This is a genomic window from bacterium, assembly GCA_020440705.1.
Classification (GTDB): Bacteria; Krumholzibacteriota; Krumholzibacteriia; order LZORAL124-64-63; family LZORAL124-64-63; genus JAGRNP01.
The window spans coordinates 38264-58836 of sequence record JAGRNP010000009.1 but is presented as its reverse complement, the minus strand read 5'-3'; the positions used below and the strand labels follow the sequence as shown (position 1 = coordinate 58836).

Below are 20573 nucleotides of genomic sequence, written 5' to 3'. Positions count from 1 at the left end.
CGGCCGAGTTGCCCCAGCGACGCCTCTGGCTCGAGACCTTCCTCGGTCTCGTGCCGGGTCTGGTGCGCGTCGAGGCCGAGCGGGCCGCCACCTGGGCGCCGCGCGCCCTCGAGGCGCCCTTCGAGCTGCCCCTGGCCGAGCTCCGGCGCTGGACCGACGCGCTGGCCGCCGCCACCGGCGAGGAGCCGGCGCCGGACCTGCCCGACCGCGGCGAGCCGATCCTCCTGCGCGGCGTCGTCGACCGCATCGACGCCCACCGCGAGACCGGCGAGTTGGCGGTCCTCGACTACAAGACCGGCGCCCTGCCCACCGGCCGGGCCGTCGAGCGCCTGGACGAGCTGCAGATCATCCTCTACGCGGCGGCCGTCGAGTGCGGGGCGGTGGCCGCGGTCGCCGGCGGCCCCGTGGCGACCGGCGCCTACTACGGTGTGCACGCCGACGGCCAGGGGCCGCCGCCGCGCCCGCACCTGCCCGCCGACGAAGCGGGCCGCCGTCTGCTGGCCCGCGGCGGCGCCGAGCTGGTGCGCCTCGCCCTCGGCGCGGCCGACCCGGACGGCGCCTTCCCGCTCCTGCCCCGGGAGTGGGCGGGGCAGGGTCCGGCCGCCCTGCCCTGCGCCACGTGCGACTTCCGCGGCGTGTGCCGGATCGAGGAGCTCGTCGTCCCGGCGGCGACGGCGCGCAAGCTCGACAAGCTCGTCAACCGCAAGGATCCGGTCTGAGCGACGGCGGTTGCCCCGGCGGACCGGTTCGGGCTAGGATGGCGGACATTCCGTGATCGGCCCCGACACCGCGAACACCCGGAGCGATAGATGCGTCCACGTCCGTCCCGCCTGCGCCCGCTCGTCCTGCTGCTCCTGTGGTGCGCGCTGGCGGCCGCCGGTTGCGGCGGCGGCGAGGAGAAGCCCGACGACCTGGCCGCGCGCCGCGAGGCGGAGGCCCGCCGCCTCGCCTCGCTGGGGTACGTGAACCAGGTCGTGGTCAAGGAGGAGAACCGGGGGCTGCGCGGGGTCGTGCGCCACGACCGGGACCGTGCCGTGCCCGGCCTGAACCTCTACGCGTCGCTCACCTCGTGCCGTGCCGTGCTGCGCGACATGGACGGCGCCATCGTCCACACCTGGTCGGCCGAGGGCGTGTTCGACGACCGTGTGACCTTTCCCCTCGGCCCCGAGGTGATCGAACTGGCCAACGGCCCCTTCTCGCCGGGCTGGACCGTGGCCGAACTCGACGGCGACGACCTGCTCGCCATCGAATCGCACGTGGGGCTGCTGCGCCTGGACCGGGCCGGCCACGTGAAGTTCGCCCTGGCCAACCAGGCCCACCACGACGTGGCGGTCGATCCGGACGGCTCGATCTGGACGCTGACCGCCGTGCCGCGCCGCATCGACACCGGCGGCGAGGACGTGCTCATCGTCGACGACGTGGTCCAGCACCTCGATCGCGACGGCCGCGTCCTGGCCGAGCACTCGCTCTTCCGCATCCTGTCCCGCGATCCGGGCGTGCGGCCGGTCCTGGCCGAAGGCATGCGCTACGCCCGCCACTGGTTCCGCAACCTCGACCAGTGGCGCGACACGCGCATGGAGCAGGACCCCGTGGCCGCCGACGCCTTCCGGGCCATGTTCGACCTCTACGCCGAGGTGTTCGTGCGCGGCGAGCGCGAGCTGCGGCCGAGCCACCAGCTCTTCGTGCTCTACCTGACACCCGCCGACGTGCTGCACACCAACGCGCTGCAGGTGCTGCCGGCCCATCCGGCCGGACTGTGGCCCGCCGGCGCCATGCTGGTCTCGGTGCGCAACCTGAACCTGGTGGCGGTGCTCGATCTCGCGGCGGAGAAGGTGCTCTGGACCTGGGGTCCGGGCGAACTGAACGCCCAGCACCAGCCCTCGATCCTGCCCGACGGCCACCTGCTCGTCTTCGACAACGGCACGGCCCGCGGCTACACGCGCGTCCTCGAGGTCGACCCGGCCACCGGCGCCATCGTCTGGAACTGGGGCGAGGCCGCGGACCAGCGCTTCTGGTGCAGCGCCATGGGCGGGGTGGAGGGCCTGCCCGGCGGCAACGTGCTGATCACCGACTCCAGTGCCGGCCGGGCCTTCGAGGTCACCCGCGACGGCGCCATCGTGTGGGACTTCTTCAACCCGGAGCAGGGCCACAACCCCTTCGGCGCGGCCGGGAAGGCCGAGACGATCGAGGCCATCTACCGCCTGGGGCGGGTGCCGGTGTCGGCCTTCCCGCCGGCGACGAAGCCGTGAGCGGGGAGTTCGCCTTCCCCTGGCCGGCCTGGGCTGATCGCGTGGGCCTGTCGGAGCGTCCTGCGCCCGATGCGGCCGGGCTCGCCGTCCTGCACGCGGCCCAGTTCTTCGCGATCCCTTTCGAGAACCTGGACATCCAGCTCGGGCGGGGCATCGACCTCGCGCCGGCGGCGCTCGTCGCCAAACTCGTCGACCGCCGTCGCGGCGGGTACTGCTTCGAACTGAACGGGCTCATGCTGCTGGCCCTGCGTCATCTCGGCTACGACGCCCGCCCACTCCTGGCCCGGGTGCACCTGGAGTCGCCCCCGAGCGGCCGCACCCACCAGCTCAACGCCGTCGCGCTCGGCGACGCGACCTGGCTCATGGACGTGGGCTTCGGGGCGGGCGGACCGCGGCGGCCCCTGCTCCTGGCCGACGGCTGGGAAACGGTCGGCGAACACTGGGGCTTCCGGCTCGAGCGGCGGGAGCCGTGGGGGTGGCTCATGTCCAGCCTCACGCCCGACGGCTGGCGCCCGAGCTACAGCTTCGACCTCGGCCACGTCACCCCGGCCGACATCGCCGTGGCCAACTTCTTCACCTCGCATTCGCCGGACACCCACTTCACCCGCACCCGCGTTGTCAGCCGCCCCACCGCCGACGGCCGGGTCAGCCTGCGCAACCAGGTGCGCACGCGCGTGGTCGGTGCCGACACCGTGGTCGACGAGATCCCGCCGGGCGCGCCCACCATGGCCGTCCTTGCCGACGAGTTCGGCCTCGTCGTCGACGCCGCCTTCGGCGACTTCCGTCCCGTGGCCGACGACTGAGGTTCGGCCTTATCTTGGGAGCCGAGACCGCCCTTCCCCGCGCCCGAAAGGACTCCGCCATGAAGCGACTGCGCCCGCTGTTCCTGTCCGTCCTCGCCACCCTGCTGCTCGTCGGCGCCGCCGCGGCCGAGAATTCGCCCTGGGCCGGCCGGACGGTCGTCGTCACCGGCGCCAACCGCGGACTCGGCCTCGAGTTCGCGAAGCAGCTCAAGGAGGCGGGCGCCGACGTCATCGGCACCGCCCGCAAGCCGGACGAGGCCGACGAACTGAAGGCCCTGGGCGTGCGCGTCGAGCAGCTCGACGTGGCCGACGACGCCAGCGTGGCCGCCTTCGCCGCGCGCCTGGACGGCGCGGCCGTCGACGTGCTGCTGAACAACGCGGGGATCTTCCCGACCCGGGAGGGTTTCGAGGGCTCGACGGTGGACGAGTCGCGCCGGATCTACGAGGTGAACACGCTCGGCCCCATGCGCGTCACCCAGGCCCTGCTGCCGAACCTGCGCGCCGGCGACCGCAAGCTGGTGATGAACATGTCGAGCGGCCTGGGCAGCATCGCCAACGCCGGCCGCGGCGCCATGCTCGGCTACCGCATGAGCAAGGCGGCCCTGAACATGCAGACCCGCGTGCAGGCCGGCGACCTGGCCGCCGAGGGCTTCATCTTCGTGGCCATGAGCCCGGGCTGGGTGCGCACCGACATGGGCGGTCCGAACGCGAACCTGGAACCCGCGGAATCGATCCGCGGCATGCTGGCGACCATGGCGCCGCTGACGGCCGCCGACAGCGGCAAGTACTTCGCCTACAGCGGCGAGGAACTGCCGTGGTAGGTCTTCCGCGGTCCGGCTAGCCGCGCCCCATCCGCAGCGCCGCCAGAACGACCACGACCCAGCCGACGATCAGACCCAGCCCACCGACGGGGGTGACGGCGCCCAGCGCCCGCACCCCCGTCAGCGTCATGGCGTAGAGACTCCCGCTGAACAGCACGATTCCCGCCAGGAAGGCCCACCCGCCCACGGCGAGGCCGCCCCAGGCGATCCGCGACGCCAGCCAGGCCAGCAGGCCGAGGGCCAGGGCGTGATACATCTGGTAGCGCGCGGCGGTCTCCCACCACTCGAGGCGCTGGGCGGCGTCGGCGGCGCCGGCGAGGGACGATTTGAGGCCGTGGGCGCCGAAGGCGCCGAGAGCGACGGCGAGCAGGCCGTTGACGCCGGCGGCGGTCAGGAGGAAGCGTTCCAAGGCGTTTTCCTTTCGCGGGGTCCAGGGTCGCGGATCCCATGGTAACGCCGGATCGCCGCCGCCGCGCGGCTTCAGTTCCGCCCCGGCCGGCCGATGAACAGGGACGATCACCGACGTCCCGGGCTCCGCCCGGCAGCCCGAGGAGTCCCCATGCCCACGTCGTCGCCCGCCGCGACCGACCCCAGGTCGGACCGCGAACGCCGCCTCCGCAGCGGCGCCAACTGGTTCCACTGGATCGCCGCCCTGTCCCTGCTCAACTCGGTCATCGCGCTCTTCGCCGGCGAGTGGACCTTCATGTTCGGCCTCGGCATCACCCAGGTCTTCGACGTCTTCGGTCGCGAGCTGGCGGCCGACGGCGGCCGCGCCTTCCAGGTCTTCGCGCTGCTGCTCTCGGCGGGCGCCTGCTCCACGTACTTCCTGCTCGGCTGGCTGGCCGGGCGGGGCAAGACCGCCGGCTTCGTCGTCGGCATGGCCCTCTATGCCGCCGACGGCCTGATCTTCCTGCTCGCGGGCGACTGGCTGGGCATCGCCTTCCACGCCTTCGCGCTCTACGGCATGACCACGGGCTTCAGGGCGCTGCGGGGGATGCGGGAGCTGGCCGAGGGGGCGGTGCCGGCGACAGCCGTCGTCGCCGCCGACATCGGTCCCGAGGACGCTGCCGATCCGGACAAGGCGTGCGAGGTCCTCGCTTCCGTTGCCGACACTTCCGCGCGCGAATCCGAACCTGTCGCCTAGCCGCGCCGCCGCGCGTGTTGCACGCCGGCGGGCCAGCCGCTAGTCTGGGGCCACGCCGTCACCTGTGGCCCCGGACCGCCCGGCGCACCGCGCCGCGATGCCCATGACCGACCCCCGCACCGACCCCATCGCCGCCGCCACGGCGATCCAGCGCCGCGCCGCCCGGCCCGACCGTTCGGTGGCCCTGCGCGCGAGCGCCGGCTCGGGCAAGACCAAGGTCCTCGTCGACCGCTTCCTGCGCCTGTGCATCGAGGACGGTCCGGGCCGCGTCCATCCGCGCAGCATCCTGGCCGTCACGTTCACCCGTAAGGCCGCCGTGGAGATCGAGGAGCGCCTGCTCGGCCGGGCCCGCCGCCTCGCCGTGGCCGACGAGGCCACCCTCGACGCCGAGCTGGCCGACCTCTTCGCCGACCGCGCCGACCCGCGGCCGACGCCCGACGAACGCACCGCCGCGGCGAACCTGCTCGAACGCATCCTCGAGGACGTCTCCGGCCTGAACGTGGGCACCATCCACAGCTTCTGCCAGCTCATCCTCGGGCGCTTCGCCGCCGAGGCCGGGCTCGATCCCCACTTCACGGTCCTCGAGAATCCGGACGAGCTGCTCGACGAGGCCCTCGAGCGTCTCGAGGCCGAGATCGCCGCCGACCCGGATCTCGCCCGCGCCGCGGCCGGGGTTGCCGCCAACCCCCTCGGCCTGCGCAAGGCCCTGCGCGGTCTCGTCGCCGAGCAGATGCGCCTCGGCCGCTGGGTCCGGGGGCACGCCGCGCCCGATGCGGCCTGGACCGCGGCCCTGCCCGCCCTGCTGGGCGACATCCGCGCGTTCCTCTTTCCCGATCTCGCAGCGGAGCGCGAGCCGACCACCGCCGCCTTCCTGCCCGGCCTGGCGGCGGCCCTGACGGACTTCGCGGGGCCGGGTGGCGATGCCGTCGCCGCGGACATGGGGCCGGACGGTCTCGCCGTGGTCAAGGAGCACAACCTGGTCAAGCTGCGGGACGGCGCCGCGGCGGCCGCCGCGGGCATCGAACGGGTCGCCGCCGATCCCCTCGCCGACGAGGGGGCGGTGAACGCGGCCGTGGCCGCCGCGCGGGCGGTCTTTCTGACCGCCGAAGGGCGCACGCGCCAGTTCACGGCGATCCGCAGGGATCCCGCGGCGAAGGAACGCTTCAACGTCCTGGTGGCCGAGCAGGCGCTCGACGTGCTGGCCCGGCTGCATCGCCTGGCCTACATCGAACTCTACCGGCGCAACCGCGACCTGCTGCGCCTGGTGCTGCGCCTCTTCGACATCGCCGGCGAGCTCAAGCGGCGCGACCGCGTCGTCGACTTCCAGGACCTCGAGGACATGGCCTGCCGCCTCATGGGCGACGCCGGCCGCGTGGGGGCCCTGCTCCACCGCCTCGACGACTCCATCAGCCACATCCTGCTCGACGAGTTCCAGGACACGAACTTCAACCAGTGGGACATGCTGCGCCCCTTCGTCGACGAGTTCCTCGCCGGCGACCCGGAGCGTCCGGCCCGCACGCTCTTCTTCGTGGGCGACGTGAAGCAGTCCATCTACGGTTTCCGCGGCGCCGAGCCGGACATCTTCACCGGCGCCTGCCGCCTGCTCGCCGAGCGCGGCCAGACCACGGCGAGCCTGCCCACCAACTTCCGTTCGGTGGGCGCCGTCGTCGGCGGCGTGGGGCTGCTCTTCAACCGGCCGCCGCTGGCCGACGCCCTGCCCGCACCCGAGCGCGAGCACGTGCGCCAGGCGTGGGCCCGGCCCGAGACGCCGGGCCCCGTGCATGTGCTGGCGCCTTTCGTCGCCGCGACCGGGGAGGACGACGACGGGGAGCCGGCCGCCGGGGCGCCGGACGACGACCGCAGCGGCGACCAGCTCGCGGCCCGGACGGCCGCCCTGCTCGTCCGGTCGCTGAAGGAGGACCCGGCCGCCGTGACCTGGGACGGCTTCGGCGCCGGCCGCGTCGAGCGGCGCCTGCGCTGGGACGATTTCCTCGTCCTGACCCGCGCGCGCACCGAGATCAGCCTCTACGAACACGCCTTCCGCGCGGAGGGGATCCCCTTCGTGCCGCCCGGCCGCGGCATGCTCGCCGCCAGCCGCGAGGTGCAGGACGTGATCGCGCTCCTGCGCTGGCTGCTGTGGCCAGAGGACGACGCGGCCCTCGCGACGGTGCTGCGCAGTCCGCTGCTCCGTCTCGCCGAAACCGACCTTCAGCGGGCGCTCGCCGCCCGCGATCTCTTCCGCGCCGGCGACGCGCCCGGCCGCTTCCGCACGCCCCGGGGGCTGTGGTCGGCCCTGCGGGATCGGGCCGCCGATCCGGCCTTCGCCCCGGCGGTCGAACGGCTCGGGTCCTGGCGGCGCCACGCCGGCCGCGAGGCGGTGCACGACCTGCTGCGCCGGATCTTCCGCGAGGCCGACGCCCTCGCCCGCTACGCGGCGGCCGGCGGTGAGCAGGCCCGCTACAACCTGCTGCGCCTGACCGACGTGGCCCTCGGTCCGGAGGTCGTGGGCACACCCACGGTGCAGCGTCTGGTCGAGGTGCTCGAAGCCGCCGCCGGACGCGGCGGCCAGGACGAGGGGGCGCTGCCGCGCGCGGGGGGCGACGGGCGGGTGCGCTTCCTGACGATCCACGGGGCGAAGGGGCTCGAGGCGCCGGTGGTGCTGCTGGTCGACGCCGACCGTCCGTCCGGCCGCGAAAGCAGCCGGGCCCGCCTGCACCCGGACTCCCCGGACACGCCGCTGCTCTTCGGCGTCACGTCGGCCTACCGGCAGGGCTTCGTGCTGCCCGAGGCTGTGCGCTGGCCCACCGATCCGCTGCAGGACGTGGCGACGGCGGCCCGGCAACGCGCCGACGCCGAGGACGCCAACCTGCTCTACGTGGCCCTCACGCGTGCCCGCGACCGGCTCTACGTGCTCGGCGGCGCCAACCGCCGGGCCGACAACGCGGGCTCGCCGCTGCGGACCATGGCGGAGGCCGCCGCCGCCGGGGCCTGCGGCGACCACGTGTCGACCGCCGACCCCGCGGGCGTGACGCGTCCCCCGGCGCCGACCGCGGCTTCGACGGCGACTCCCGGGGCGGGTCCGTCCGCCGCGGCCGCCGTCCGGGCGTGGGACCCGCCGACCTCCCGGGAGCGGCTGCGCCTCGTGACGCCGTCGGGCCTGGCGCCGGCCGACGAGGACGACGACACCCGCCTGTCGGCGGGCACGACGGGCCGCGACGACGAGCTCGATCCGACCGAGCGGGGAGAGCGCGTGCACCTGCTGCTGCAACTCGCCGCCGAGCAGGGCGCCCTGCCGCCGGGGGACACGCCCCATCACGCCGAGGCCCGCGGCGTCTGGGACGATCCGGCCCTGGCCCACCTGCTGCGGCCCGGCGACGCCGGCGGCCGCGGCCTGTGCGAGGTGCCGGTCCTCGCGCGGCTCGAGGCGGGCGACGACGAGCGGCCCGAGACTCGGCTCACCGGCGTCATCGACCGCCTGGTCGTGGGCCCCGCCGGGGTGGACATCGTCGACTACAAGACCAATCGCTTCGGCGGCGATGCCGAGGTGAAGGGGAATCTCGTGCGCCACTACACGCCCCAGCTCCGCTGCTACCGCGACGCCGTGGCGCGCCTGTATCCCGACCGGCCCGTGCGCACCTGGCTGCTCTTCACGGAGCCGGGCCTGGCCCCGGCCGATCGCCTGGTGGAGGTCGTGCCATGACGGCATTCCTGCGCGGATTCGTCCACGCGGCGCGGGGCGTCGCCCTCGGTTCCCATGGCCGCAATTTCCGGGTCATGCTGGTGATCGCCGCGGCGGTGGCCGGCCTGACGTGGTGGGTGGGCCTGGCGGCGCCGCGCGCGGCGCTGGTGCTGGCCTGCATGGGGTTCGTGCTTTCCCTCGAACTGGTGAACACGGCGGGCGAGATGCTCGTCGACATCCTCTGCCCGGACCACGACGTCCGCTACGGCCGCGTGAAGGACGTCCTGGCCGGCGCGGTGCTCCTGGCCGCGGTCGCCGCCGCCGGGGTGGGCCTGCTGGTGCTCGGACCGCCGTTGCTGGCGCGGCTGGCCGGCTGACGGCGACGCCGGCCCGTCCGGTGCGCACGAAAACGGGGCCGGCGGCCCTGTCGGCCGCCGGCCCCGCGCCTCCATGCCGGTGGGGTCCTACTTCTTCAGGTCGTCCTTCAGGTCCTTGAGTTCGGCGCGCAGCTTGTCGAGCTCGGCGCGCAGTTCGTCCATGTCGTCGTCCTCGATGCGCAGCACGCGGCGGTTCACGCCGTGGCCCTTGGGCGCCACGACGTGGATGTCGTGGTCGAAGCCCTCGGGGAAGGCGATGTCGACGTCGGGCGCGAAGTGGTGCTCGAAGCGGGGCGCCCGGCCGACGCGGAAGCTGTACGAGCCCTCGGGCATCTCGGCCAGGGTGATCTTCGTCGTCCCGCGATCGCCCTTGCGGACGTAGGCCACTTCGATCTCGTCGCCCGGCTCGTGTTCGGCCATGGCGGCGTGCACGTCGCCGGCGTCCTCGATGTCGTCGCCGTCGATGGCCACGATGACGTCGCCCGCGCGCAGGCCCGCCGCGGCGGCAGGGGTGTCGTCGCGCACGGCGTTGACCAGGGCGCCTTCCCCGTCGGCGACGCCGAAGTACTCGCCGAGCTGCTCGTTCAGGTCGCCGAGCTCGACGCCCAGGTAGCCGCGGTTGGCCGCGATGCCGAGGGCGTCGAGGTGCAGCTTCTTCATGTCGCCGTCGCCGAACCAGACGTTCTCGCCCTTGCCGTCGGGAAACACGAAGACGTGGTTGCCGTCGCCTTCGCCCTCGCCGTAGAAGCGGACGTCGGGACCGTCCCCGTCGCTGCTCCAGGCGAAAGAACGGCGGTTGCTCTTCGCCTCGCCCATTTCGACCTCGATCGTGCGCCGCCGGCCGTCGCGCTGGATCTCGATCTTCACCGTCTGTCCGGGCTCGGTGGCGCGCACGGCGCGGGTCAGGGTGTGGTCCTCGTTGATCTCCTCGCCGTCGAAGGCGAGCACGACGTCGCCTTCGGCCAGCCCCGCCTTCTCGGCCGGGCCGTCGTCGACGAGCTCGAGAACCAGCACACCGACGCCGTCCTCGAGCTGCAGGGCCTTGGCCATGCTGCTGTTGATGTCCTGCAGCGTGACGCCCAGGTAGCCGTGGGACGAGGCGGCGGCGGCGCCGCCGGCGCACAGCAGAAGGCCGCCGGCCAGCAGGGCCGCCCGGCGGATGATGTTCGGAGTGGGGAGATGACGATGCATGGGAGGGGTCCTTTCCGGTCGGGAAACGGGTAGCAGCGTGGTTTCGCTGCCCAATACAGCATTTCCGGGCCCCGGGTTTCGGCATTTCGAGTTAACAAATGTTAAAACCGCCCGATACCAGAAGCGGGACGGGCACCGGGGGCGGCGCCGGCCCCGGGCGGTCGCGTCGCGGCCGGCCGACACGACGACCACCGACCGGGAGCGGATCCGCAGATGTCCCTCATCAAGTGGAGCGACGAGTTCATCATCGGCGACAGCCACATCGACGCCCAGCACCAGCGGCTCGTGGACATCGTCAACAAGTTCGACGAGGCCATGCGCAAGGGGCGCGGTTCCCGCGTCATGAACGAGATCCTCAACGAACTCATCGGATACACCCAGGAGCATTTCGCCGACGAGGAGCGGCTGCTGGCCACGGCCGACTATCCCGGTCTCAAGGCGCACCAGGCGCAGCACCGCCAGCTCCTGCAGAAGATCGAACGCTTCCAGTTCGAGTTCAGCGAGGGACGCCGGGTCTCGTCCGAGGTGCAGGAGTTCCTCAAGTACTGGCTGACCTCCCACATCCTGCGCGACGACAAGGCGTACGTGGCGTCGTTGACGACGACCGGAAACGGCTCCTGACCTTCCGCCGGCCCCCGCCGGCTCCGATCTGGTCTCCCGCTTGCAGAATTCCCGTAAGATTCCGACGCCACCGGGGCCGCGCACCGCGGCCACCGGCGTGGCGTCCCGGTAGGCCCCTGCGAACACACGGTTTGTGGCGCAGGTGGCCGGGCAGCCTGCAACGGGCGGGAGGCGACGATGTCGCGATTCGTGTCAGTGCGCGTTGGATTTCTGGTCGCGGCGGCCCTCGTCGGGACCTGCGGAGCCGCTCCCCGCCGGGTCGTGGCGCGCGACTGGCACGTGCCGGCCGAGGCCGCCACCATCCAGGCCGCCGTCGACTCGGCCGTGGCCGGCGACGTGGTCGTCCTGGCGGCAGGCACCTACAGCGACTGCACCGAGCTGAACGGGAACGGCGTCGCCCACATCGCCATCCTCCGCAACGGGATCCACCTGCGCGGGGCCACGGGCGATCCGGCCGACGTGGTGCTCGACGCCGGGCGACTCGGCCGCTGTCTCGAGCTGCGCAGCTTCGCCGACACGACGCGCATCGCGGACGTGACCTTCCGCCGCGGCAAGGCGGTCGATCCCTTCGGCAGCGGCGGCGCCGTCTTCGCGTACGCCGCGACGCCGGTCTTCGCCAACTGCGTCTTCGACAGCTGCGAGGCCTCGTTCGCCGGGGGCGGCGTGAACGTCGCGTCCGGAGGCACCCGCCTGACCGACTGCGTCTTCCTCGACTGCAGCACCGGCAACATCGGCGCCGCGGTGCGGGCGACGGGTTCGGAACTGGAGCTGGACGGCGTGACGATCTTCCGCAGCACCGGTCCGGCGGTCCACTACGCGACGGTCCAGCCCGTCATCACCCGCACGATCATCGCGGGCGGCAGCGCGGCCGCGCTGTCCCGCAACAACACCGCCGATCCCGTGCCGGACATCTCGTGCACCGACATCTGGGACAACGGCGCCGACTGGTCCGACTTCCTGGCCGGGCTCGCCGCCGTGGACGGCAACCTCTCGGCCGATCCCCTCTTCTGCAACCCGCTCTTCGGCGACGTGGGCCTGTACGCCACGAGCCCCTGCGCCCCGGGCGGCGACTGCGGCGTCATCGGGGCCCGGCCCGTCAGCTGCGGCCTGGGCGCCGTGACCCACGTGGTCCGTCCCGACGGCGCGGGCGACCATGCCACCATCCAGGACGCGCTGAACGCGGCCGCCGACGCCGACACCGTGGCCCTGGCCGACGGCGTGTTCACCGGCGCCGGCAACCGCGACCTGGACTACCTGGGCAAGGGCGTCGTGGTGCGGGGGAACGCCGCCGACCCCGCCGCCGTGGTGATCGACTGCGGCGGCTCGGCCCTCGAGCCCCATCGCGGCGTGGTCTTCGCCCGTGGCGAGACCCGCTTCGCCGTCCTGCGCGACCTGACCATCCGCAACGCGGACGTGGCCGACGACGGCGGCGCCCTGCACATCACCGACGCCTCGCCGCGCATCGAGAACGTGGTCTTCACGGCCAACCACGCCGGCCGCGGCGCCGCCGGCTGGATCGACGGGGGCGCGCCCACCTTCACGGGCTGCGAGATCCGCGCCAACGAGGGACGCTCGTTCGCCGGCGGCTTCGCCCTGCGGGCGAGCGAGGCGACCTTCGCCGACTGCCTGTTCCGCGCCAACTGGGGCCAGCGGGCGTCGAGCCTGTACCTGCCCGACTCGTGCGCGGTCGCCGTCACCGGCACCACCTTCGACGGCAACAACAGCGCAGGCGACCGGGCCTGCATCGAACTGGAGGGGAACTCGCACCTGGACCTGGCCAACTGCCAGATCACCAACGGCAACCGGACGGCCCTGAACAGCTTCGACATGGCTTCGGCCGCCGCGGTCTGGACAAACGTCCACGGCAATGCCGAGGGGAACTGGGTCGGCGGGCTGGCGGGCCAGAGCACGTCGAGCGGGAACCTCTCGGTCGATCCGCTCTACTGCGACCGCGGGGCCGGCGACTTCCACCTGCGCGGCGACTCGCCGTGCGTGTCGTACAACGCCGGCAACGGGCTGCCCATGGGGGCCTTCGACGCGGGCTGCGACGCCCCCGCCGTGTTCGGCGAGCTGGCGGTCGGCCTGCCGTCGGGCGCGGGCGCCGCGTGCGGCGTCACCTGGCTCGACTACAACGGCGACGGCCTGGTCGATCTGCACGTGGGCCGGGAGAACGGCCCGGACGACCTGCTCCTGGGCAGCGGCGTGGGGCTGTTCAACCGCTTCGGCGACGGCGCCGACGGCCCCACCGCGGGCGCGACGGCGGCCGCCTGGGAGGACATCGACGGCGACGGGGATCCCGACCTCTACGCGAGCGGCGGCGCGGCGGGCGACGTGCTCGCCATCTACGCCGCCGGCGCCCTCGCGACGGCGGGTGCGCCGGCCCTGCCCGACAGCCTGACCAGCGTGTCGGCCGCGTGGGGCGAGGCGTCGGGCGACGCCCTGCCCGACCTGCTGCTCGTGCGTCCGGACACCACCTGCGTGCTGCTGCACCAGACGGCGGGCGGCGGCTCGTTCAGCGACGTGTCGGCGGCGCGGGGACTCGTCTGGGAGGCGCCCTGGAGCGGGGCGAGCTGGGTCGACTACGACAACGACGGCCGCCTGGACCTGTACCTGCTGGCCGACGGGGCCGCCAACCGTCTCCTGCACAATCTGGCCGGGGGCTTCAGCAACGTCGCCAACGTCCTGGCCAACGACGCGGGCCGGGCGCGCAGCGCGGCCTGGGCGGACTACAGCAACGACGGGCGGGCCGATTTGCTCCTGGTGAACGCCGACGGGGCGACGCGGCTCCTGCGCCAGGTGGGCGCCGGCTCGTTCGTGGCCGTGACGCCGGGGGCGCTGTACGGCACGGCGCCCGGGCGCAGCGGCATCTGGGGCGACTACGACAACGACGGCGACCTGGACGTCTTCCTCAGCCGGTGCGGCGCGCGCGACCAGCTGCTGCGCAACGACGGGTCCGACCGGTTCGTCGACGTCGGCGAGCCGGGTCTCGCGGCGTCCGACAGCAGCACCGGCGCCGCGTGGGCCGATTTCGACAACGACGGCGACCTGGACCTGGCGGTGGCCGACCGCTCCGGCACCGTCCGGCTCTACCGCAACAATCTGTCCGCGGGCCACGCCTGGCTGCGGGTGCGGCCCCGGGCCTACGGCGGCGGCGGCGCCACCGCGGGCGTGAAGGTCTGGCTGCGGCCCGACACCGGTCCGGACCAGGTGCGGGTCCTGGGCAGCGGCGGCGGCTGGCTCAGCCGCGACGAGATGGTGGCCCACTTCGGGCTCGGCGCCGCCACGATGGTCGACTCGCTGCGGATCACCTGGCCGGACGGCCGCGTCTCGATCCGCACCGGCATCGCACCGGGGCAGGTGCTGACGGTGGTCGGGCCGACCCCGGCGGCGGTGCCCGGCGAGGACCCGACCGACACGCCGCGGCTGCGGGCGGGCCTGACCGCCGTGGCTCCGAACCCGTTCAACCCGGCGACCCGGATCCGCTTCGCGACGGCGCGCCCCGGGCCGGTCGATCTGGCGATCTACGACGTGGGGGGGCGCCTGGTGCGCCGGCTCGTCGCCGCCGAGATGGCGGCCGGGGAGCACGAGGCGGTCTGGCGGGGCCGCGACGGCCGGGACCGCCCCGTGGCGGCCGGCGTGTACTTCGTGCGCCTGGCGGCGGCCGATCGGCACTGGACCCGGGCCGTGACCCTCGTCAAGTAGGACGCTGCGCCGCGCAAGGGCGGCGTCCCGGGGCGCAGCCGGGGCACGGACTTGACAGCCGCCCCGCGGGCCGCTTGAGTGGGCCGGGGAGGGGCACCTCCGCACCAGGAGGGATGACGTGGCCGTCCTGCAGCAAGACCGCCTCGCGGAGGGGCTCGTGATCATCGCCGTGCTCGCCGCGGCCGTCGGCGTCCGGGCCGACGCCTGCCGGCTCGGGCTGTGGGCCGATCCGGCGCGCACGGCCGTGTGTGTGACCGTGGCGCCGGGCGAGCTGTTCACCTGGGAGGCCTTCGCCGCCCCGGCGGCCGGCCAGGGACTGGCCTACGCCACCTTCCGCCTGCGCATCCCGCCGACCGTGACCCTCGTCGGCCGCCCCCGTCTGACCGCGGCCGCCAGCGAGCTGATCGCCACGCCTTTCGCCGACGGCACCCTCGAGTGGAACGTCATCGTCACCGGCTGCCCCGCGGACTGGACCCATGTCTTCAGCCAGGATGCCCGCGTGGCCGGACCCGATCCGGCCGTCCTGGAGATCGTCGCCGGGAACTCCCTGGTGCGCGACTGCCGCTTCGTGCTGGAGGGGATCGAGGTGGCCGCGGTGGTGCGGGTGAACGATCCGGGCTGCCCGGTGGGGGCTCCGGGGCCGTGCTGGGGGACGCTGAAATCCCGTTTCCGTTGACCGGATCCGGGCCGGGCCGGTTGCTTCCGGGGCCCATCTCGGTTAAAATCATGGGGCCTGGGCCACGCGCGAAGACAACCCGAACACTCCCACCTGAAAGCCGCATCCAGATCCATGTTCGATGTGTCCGGTCTCCCGTCTGCCATGGCGCACTTCGGTGCGTTGTCGTCCCCGCCGGCCTATATCGGGCCGGGGGCGGGCTTCGCCCTCGGCGGATCCTTCCTCTTCGCCCTGGCCGGCATCCTGCTGGCCTTCCTGGCGGTCCTGATCTGGCCCGTGCGCCTGGTGGTGCGGGCGGTGAAGGGCCGGGGGCGGCGCCGGGGTGCGCGGGCGCGGCGGGTCATCGTGCTGGGGCTCGACGGCCTCGATCCGAACCTCTGTCGGCGCTACTGGAACCAGGGGCGGCTGCCGAACCTCGACCGCCTGCGCCAGGAGGGCACCTTCCGGCCCCTGGGCACCACCTGGCCGGCCATGTCGCCGGTGGGATGGTCGACCTTCGGCACGGGCACCGATCCGTCGGGCCACAACATCTTCGACTTCCTGAACCGCGACATGGCCACCCACCTGCCCATCCTCTCCTCGACGCGCCTGAACCGGACGCCGCCGCGGAAGATCGGGCCGATCCACCTGCCCGGCGGCGGCCACCGGTTCGAACTGCTGAAGCGGAGCAAGCCCTTCTGGAAGACCCTCGCCGAGGCCGGCCTGGCCAGTTCGATCCTGCGCATTCCCATCACTTTCCCGCCGGACAGGTTCGGCGGCAAGATGCTGTCGGCCATGTGCGTGCCCGACCTGCGCGGCACCCAGGGCACGTTCTCGCACTACACCGAGCCCGGCCACGGGCCGGCCGACGACGGCGAGCGGGCCGATCGTCAGACCATCGGCGGCGTGCGGCTCGAACTGACGCCCGCGGGCACCGAGGCCTTCACCGCCGAACTGATCGGGCCGGACGCGCCCGACGGCGACGGCTCGCTGACGGTGCCGATCCGGGTCAAGGTCGACCGCACGAAGCGACAGGCGACCTTCCATCTCGCCGGCGAGACGTTCGTGCTCGGGGCCAACGAGTACTCGGAGTGGATCCCGGTCACTTTCGGCGGCGGCCGGGCCAAGGCCCACGGCATCTGCAAGGTGCGGGTCACGACCTTCGCGCCGGGGTTCTCGTTCTACGTCACGCCGCTGCACATCGACCCGCGGCAGCCGGCCATGCCCATCAGCAACCCGCCCCACCTGAGCATGGCCCTCGCGCGGCTGCACGGCAGCTTCGCCACGCTGGGTCTGGCCGAGGACACCTGGGCGCTGAACGAGCGGGTCATCGACGAGCAGGCCTTCCTCGACCAGGCCTGGGGCTTCTTCGCCGAGCGCCGGCGCCAGCTCTTCCACGCCATGGACCACCAGCCCGACGGCGCCATCGCCATCGTCTTCGACACCACCGATCGCGTGCAGCACATGTTCTTCCGCTACCTCGACGCCGACCATCCGGCCAACCGGGGCAAGGACACCGAGATCCACAAGCACGCCATCCGCGACCTCTACGAGCGCGCCGACAAGCTGGTGGGGGAGGTGCAGGCGCGCATGAAGAAGGGCGACGTGCTGCTCATCTGCTCCGACCACGGCTTCAAGTCGTTCAAGCGCGGCGTGAACCTGAACACGTGGTTCCGCGCCAACGGCTACCTCTTCCTGAAGGGCGATCCGGACAGCGGGCCGCTGCCGGAGGTGCCGGCCGGCCGGCGCCACGAGGTGCCCGAGATCGACTGGAAGCGCACCCGGGCCTACACCAGCGGCCTGGCCGGATACTACCTGAACATCCGGGGACGGGAGCGCGACGGCTGCGTCGAGCCCGGCGAGGCATACGCCCTGAAGTGCGAGATCAACGACAAGTTGCGGGGCCTGCCCGACCCGGAATGCGGGGGCACCGAGGCCATCACCGAGCTGTGGGCCAGCGAGGACATCTACGCCGGACCGTACCGGGCCAACGGCCCCGACGTGATCGTGGGCTACAAGCCCGACTACCGCACCGACTGGGATGCGGCGGTGGGGGCCGTCTCGTCGACCGTCATCAGCGACAACACGCGCAGCTGGTCGGGCGACCACTGCATGGATCCGCGCCAGGTGCCGGGGGTCGTCTTCTCCACGGTGAAGTTCGACAACCCGAAGCCCTGGCTGGTGGACATGGCGCCCACCGTGCTCGACCTGCTCGGGCTGCCGCGACCGCCGCACATGGTGGGGCGCAGCATCTTCGAACCCGTCGCCGCGCCGGCGACCGCGGAGGTGGAGGTGTGAAGCGCGCGCTGCTGATCCTGCTGCTGGCCGTCGTCGCCGGCGTCGCGACCGCCGCCGACGGTCCCAAGGTCCTGGTCATCGGCTTCGACGGCATGGACCCGGTGCTGCTGCAGCGGTTCCGCGACGAGGGGGCCATGCCCAACTTCGACCGCTTCGTGAAGGGCGGGGGGGCCGTGACGCCCTTCGCCACCTCGACGCCGCCGCAGTCGCCGGTGGCGTGGTCGAACTTCATCACCGGCCGCGATCCGGGCGGCCACGGCATCTTCGACTTCATCCACCGCGATCCGCAGACCCTGCTGCCGTTCTTCTCGGCCAGCGAGGCCAAGGGGCCGACGCGCTTCTGGCGGCTGGGCGACTGGAAGCTGCCGCGCGGGAGCGCCGAGGTGCGCAACCTCCGCAAGGGGACGGCCTTCTGGGAGCTGCTCAGCGATGCCGGCGTCGACGTGACCATCTTCAAGGTGCCGAGCAACTTCCCGCCGGTCGAGTGCGAGGCGCGCTCGCTGTCGGGCATGGGCACGCCCGACATCACCGGCAACTACGGCATCTCGACCATGATCACCGACGACCCGCCGGTGAACCGCGACCTGGGCGGCGGGCGCGTCGTCTCGGTGTATCTGGAGAAGGGACGCTTCGTGGCCGACCTGCTCGGCCCGCCCAACAGCTACCGCGACGGCGACCCCGAGGCGAAGGTCGACGTCACGGGCCGGGTCGACCGGAGCACCCGCGCGGTGTGGCTCAGCGTGGGGGACGCCGAGGTCGTGCTCAACGAGGGCGAGTGGAGCGACTGGGTCACGGTCGAGTTCGAGATGATCCCGCTGCTGAAGGGCGTGCGCGGCATCTGCCGCTTCTACCTGATCGAGGCCGCGCCGCACCTGCGCCTCTACGTGACGCCGGTGCAGATCGATCCGGTCGAGCCGGCCATGCCCATCTCGACCCCGGAGAGCTACAGCCGCGAGATCGCCGACGACACGGGCCTCTTCTACACGCAGGGCCTGCCCGACGACACGAGCGCCCTGGAGAACGGCTTCTTCGACGACGAGGGCTACGTGCAGCAGAGCGGTCTGGTGCTTCACGAGCGCCTGGCCCAGCTCGGGGCCGAACTCGACCGCTTCGCCGCCCTCGACAGCGGCCTGCTCTTCTTCTACTTCAACTCGCCCGACCAGACCTGCCACATGATGTGGCGCAACATGGACGCGGCGTCGCCCACCCACGCCGACGCCGACCCGGCCCATGCGCTGCGCATCCGCCACGTGTACGAGGAACTCGACGCGGCGCTGGGCCTGGCCATGGCCAAGGCCGGGCCCGACGCCACGGTGATGATCATGTCCGACCACGGCTTCGCGCCGTGGAACCGGGCCTTCCACCTGAACACCTGGCTCTACGAGAACGGCTACCTGGCGCTGCAGGAAGGCGTCGCCCCGGGCGACGTGCAGATGCTGAACGGGGTCGACTGGTGGCGCACGAAAGCCTACGCCATCGGCATCAACGGCCTGTACGTGAACCTGGCCGGGCGCGAGCAGCAGGGCTCGGTGCAGGGCGAGGAGGCCCGCCGCGCGCTGCTCGCCGAGATCAAGGCGAAGCTCGAGGCGGTGGTCGATCCGCTGGACGGCCGCCGCGCCGTCAAGCGGGCCGACCTGGCCGACGAGGTGTATCATGGGGACCTGCGCAACGCCGGTCCCGACATGGTCGTGGGCTACTACGCCGGCTGGCGGGGCAGCAACGAGTCGGCCCTCGGCCGCATCATGCCCACGGTGTTCGAGGACAACATGCTCAAGTGGAGCGGCGACCACTGCATCGCCGCGGACGAGGTGCCCGGCGTGCTGCTGGCGAACCGGCCCATCGCGCGGTCGGAGCCGGCGCTGGTCGACATGGCGCCCACGATCCTGAAGCTCTTCGGGGTGCCGGTGCCCCCGGAAATGGTGGGCGGCGACCTGTTCAGCCCGCGCTAGGACGCGTCCGGCCGTCGGGCCGGACCAGCGAAGGAGGTGCCGCGATGTTCGGCGGCGGAAACAAGATCAAGATCGACAAGGACCTGCTGGCCAAGGTGGAGCGCGCGGCGCGCATCGCCGGCTACAGCAGCACCGAGGAGTTCGTGCAGCACGTGCTCGAGCGGGAGATCGGCAAGTTCGAGGAGGGCGGCGACTCCGAAGAGGAGATCCGCAAACGCATGCAGGGCCTCGGCTACATCTCGTAGGACGACATGGGTGCCCTCAATACAGCCATGACCCGCCTGTTCGATCTCGTGATCGGCCCCCTGGCCGGACGTCCCGCCGTGGCCCTGGCCGTGGTGTCCGTGCTGACGGCCGTCTGGGCGCTGCTGCTCTTCAAGGCGGTCACGCCCCAGCGCACCCTCGAACGCGTCCGCGACCGGCTGTTCGGCCACATCTACGAGATGGGTCTGTACCCGGACCACCTGCGCGTCGTGGCCCGCATCCAGGGCGACCTGGCGCGGGCGAACCTGCGCTACCTCTCGCTGACGCTGCCCGCCCTGGTGGCCCTGACGATCCCGATGCTGCTCACCCTCGGCCAGCTCGACGCGCGCTACAGCCACCGGCCGCTGGCACCCGGCGAGGAGACCGTGTTCACGGTCACCCTGGCCGACGGCGCGGCGGCCGACCTGGCGGACGTGCGCCTCGACGTGCCGGAGGGGGTCACGGTGACGGCCGGCCCGGTGCGCGACCACGGGGCGGGCGAACTCGCCTGGCGGCTGCGGGTCGACCGGGAGGGCGACCTGCCCCTGGTGGTGCGGCGCGGCGATGCCGAACTCGTGGGCCGCACGTTGCCGGTGGGCGGGGGGCTGCGGCCGGTGGGCGAGTCGAGCCGGAGCGACTGGCTGCACGGCCTGCTCTTTCCCGGGGCACCCGTGCTGCCGTCCGGCGGCCCGGTGGCCGACGCGACGCTGCTCCTGCCCACACGCGAAGTGGCCTACCTGGGCGTGGGCCTGCCGTGGCTCGTGGCGTTCATGATCTTCTCGCTCGTGGGCGGCCTGGCGCTGAAGGACCTGCTGCGGGTCTCGCTGTAGCCGCCCCTCCA

At 73.0% G+C, this 20573-nt stretch carries 16 protein-coding genes; 14 read left to right on the top strand and 2 right to left on the bottom strand.

The window, feature by feature from the left end; all coding sequences use genetic code 11:
* The 4 genes from KDM41_02940 to KDM41_02925 all read left to right on the top strand — a co-directional run.
* Positions 1-719 (top strand): PD-(D/E)XK nuclease family protein (locus KDM41_02940; protein ID MCB1182362.1); only part of this gene is annotated, 719 nt, incomplete at its 5' end.
* Positions 720-809: 90 nt separating this feature from the next.
* Entirely contained in the window at positions 810-2249 is a 1440-nt protein-coding gene (locus tag KDM41_02935) for an aryl-sulfate sulfotransferase (GenBank protein ID MCB1182361.1), read from the top strand.
* On the top strand, positions 2246-3052 hold the full coding sequence (locus KDM41_02930; GenBank protein ID MCB1182360.1) for an arylamine N-acetyltransferase: 807 nt from the start codon (positions 2246-2248) through the stop codon (positions 3050-3052). Before KDM41_02935 ends, KDM41_02930 begins: the two co-directional genes overlap by 4 nt.
* Positions 3053-3111: 59 nt before the next feature.
* The gene (locus KDM41_02925; GenBank protein ID MCB1182359.1) at positions 3112-3873 is read left to right on the top strand and encodes an SDR family oxidoreductase; all 762 of its coding nucleotides are present in this window, start codon (positions 3112-3114) and stop codon (positions 3871-3873) included.
* 16 nt (positions 3874-3889) lie between these two features.
* Here the strand turns inward: KDM41_02925 and KDM41_02920 are convergent, their stop codons facing one another.
* Entirely contained in the window at positions 3890-4282 is a 393-nt protein-coding gene (locus KDM41_02920) for a DUF423 domain-containing protein (GenBank protein ID MCB1182358.1), read from the bottom strand.
* A gap of 150 nt (positions 4283-4432) precedes the next feature.
* Between KDM41_02920 and KDM41_02915 the strand changes: the two genes are divergently transcribed.
* The 3 genes from KDM41_02915 to KDM41_02905 all read left to right on the top strand — a co-directional run bounded on the left by KDM41_02915 (position 4433) and on the right by KDM41_02905 (position 9073).
* On the top strand, positions 4433-5017 hold the full coding sequence (locus KDM41_02915; GenBank protein MCB1182357.1) for a hypothetical protein: 585 nt from the start codon (positions 4433-4435) through the stop codon (positions 5015-5017).
* A gap of 103 nt (positions 5018-5120) precedes the next feature.
* Positions 5121-8717 (top strand): UvrD-helicase domain-containing protein, encoded by a 3597-nt coding sequence (locus KDM41_02910; protein MCB1182356.1) that lies wholly within the window; start codon positions 5121-5123, stop codon positions 8715-8717.
* A complete protein-coding gene (locus tag KDM41_02905; protein MCB1182355.1) occupies positions 8714-9073 on the top strand; it encodes a diacylglycerol kinase in 360 nt (119 codons plus the stop codon). Before KDM41_02910 ends, KDM41_02905 begins: the two co-directional genes overlap by 4 nt.
* 87 nt (positions 9074-9160) lie before the next feature.
* Here the strand turns inward: KDM41_02905 and KDM41_02900 are convergent, their stop codons facing one another.
* A complete protein-coding gene (locus KDM41_02900; GenBank protein MCB1182354.1) occupies positions 9161-10264 on the bottom strand; it encodes a PDZ domain-containing protein in 1104 nt (367 codons plus the stop codon).
* Positions 10265-10477: 213 nt separating this feature from the next.
* Between KDM41_02900 and KDM41_02895 the strand changes: the two genes are divergently transcribed.
* The 7 genes from KDM41_02895 to KDM41_02865 all read left to right on the top strand — a co-directional run bounded on the left by KDM41_02895 (position 10478) and on the right by KDM41_02865 (position 20562).
* Positions 10478-10885 carry a bacteriohemerythrin gene (locus KDM41_02895; GenBank protein MCB1182353.1) on the top strand — a complete coding sequence of 136 codons (408 nt, stop codon included), beginning with the start codon at positions 10478-10480 and terminating at the stop codon, positions 10883-10885.
* A 177-nt stretch (positions 10886-11062) separates the two neighbouring features.
* Positions 11063-14587, top strand: a complete 3525-nt coding sequence (locus KDM41_02890) for a VCBS repeat-containing protein (GenBank protein MCB1182352.1) — start codon at positions 11063-11065, stop codon at positions 14585-14587.
* Between the two features lie 118 nt (positions 14588-14705).
* Entirely contained in the window at positions 14706-15263 is a 558-nt protein-coding gene (locus tag KDM41_02885) for a hypothetical protein (protein ID MCB1182351.1), read from the top strand.
* Between the two features lie 114 nt (positions 15264-15377).
* Complete coding sequence (locus KDM41_02880) at positions 15378-17540, top strand: alkaline phosphatase family protein (protein MCB1182350.1); 2163 nt, start codon at positions 15378-15380, stop codon at positions 17538-17540.
* Complete coding sequence (locus tag KDM41_02875) at positions 17537-19489, top strand: alkaline phosphatase family protein (protein ID MCB1182349.1); 1953 nt, start codon at positions 17537-17539, stop codon at positions 19487-19489. Before KDM41_02880 ends, KDM41_02875 begins: the two co-directional genes overlap by 4 nt.
* Positions 19490-19533: 44 nt before the next feature.
* Positions 19534-19734, top strand: a complete 201-nt coding sequence (locus tag KDM41_02870; protein MCB1182348.1) for a hypothetical protein — start codon at positions 19534-19536, stop codon at positions 19732-19734.
* Between the two features lie 6 nt (positions 19735-19740).
* Positions 19741-20562, top strand: a complete 822-nt coding sequence (locus KDM41_02865; GenBank protein ID MCB1182347.1) for a hypothetical protein — start codon at positions 19741-19743, stop codon at positions 20560-20562.
* Positions 20563-20573 lie beyond the last annotated feature (11 nt).

What these genes read in the sequence shown, in the direction of transcription:
- KDM41_02895 (MCB1182353.1), top strand. Translation starts at nt 10,478, where the DNA reads ATGTCCCTCATCAAGTGGAGCGACGAGTTCATCATCGGCGACAGCCAC.
- KDM41_02900 (MCB1182354.1), bottom strand. Translation starts at nt 10,264, where the DNA reads ATGCATCGTCATCTCCCCACTCCGAACATCATCCGCCGGGCGGCCCTG.
- KDM41_02935 (MCB1182361.1), top strand. Translation starts at nt 810, where the DNA reads ATGCGTCCACGTCCGTCCCGCCTGCGCCCGCTCGTCCTGCTGCTCCTG.
- KDM41_02870 (MCB1182348.1), top strand. Translation starts at nt 19,534, where the DNA reads ATGTTCGGCGGCGGAAACAAGATCAAGATCGACAAGGACCTGCTGGCC.
- KDM41_02905 (MCB1182355.1), top strand. Translation starts at nt 8,714, where the DNA reads ATGACGGCATTCCTGCGCGGATTCGTCCACGCGGCGCGGGGCGTCGCC.
- KDM41_02880 (MCB1182350.1), top strand. Translation starts at nt 15,378, where the DNA reads ATGTTCGATGTGTCCGGTCTCCCGTCTGCCATGGCGCACTTCGGTGCG.
- KDM41_02865 (MCB1182347.1), top strand. Translation starts at nt 19,741, where the DNA reads ATGGGTGCCCTCAATACAGCCATGACCCGCCTGTTCGATCTCGTGATC.
- KDM41_02925 (MCB1182359.1), top strand. Translation starts at nt 3,112, where the DNA reads ATGAAGCGACTGCGCCCGCTGTTCCTGTCCGTCCTCGCCACCCTGCTG.
- KDM41_02915 (MCB1182357.1), top strand. Translation starts at nt 4,433, where the DNA reads ATGCCCACGTCGTCGCCCGCCGCGACCGACCCCAGGTCGGACCGCGAA.
- KDM41_02910 (MCB1182356.1), top strand. Translation starts at nt 5,121, where the DNA reads ATGACCGACCCCCGCACCGACCCCATCGCCGCCGCCACGGCGATCCAG.
- KDM41_02890 (MCB1182352.1), top strand. Translation starts at nt 11,063, where the DNA reads ATGTCGCGATTCGTGTCAGTGCGCGTTGGATTTCTGGTCGCGGCGGCC.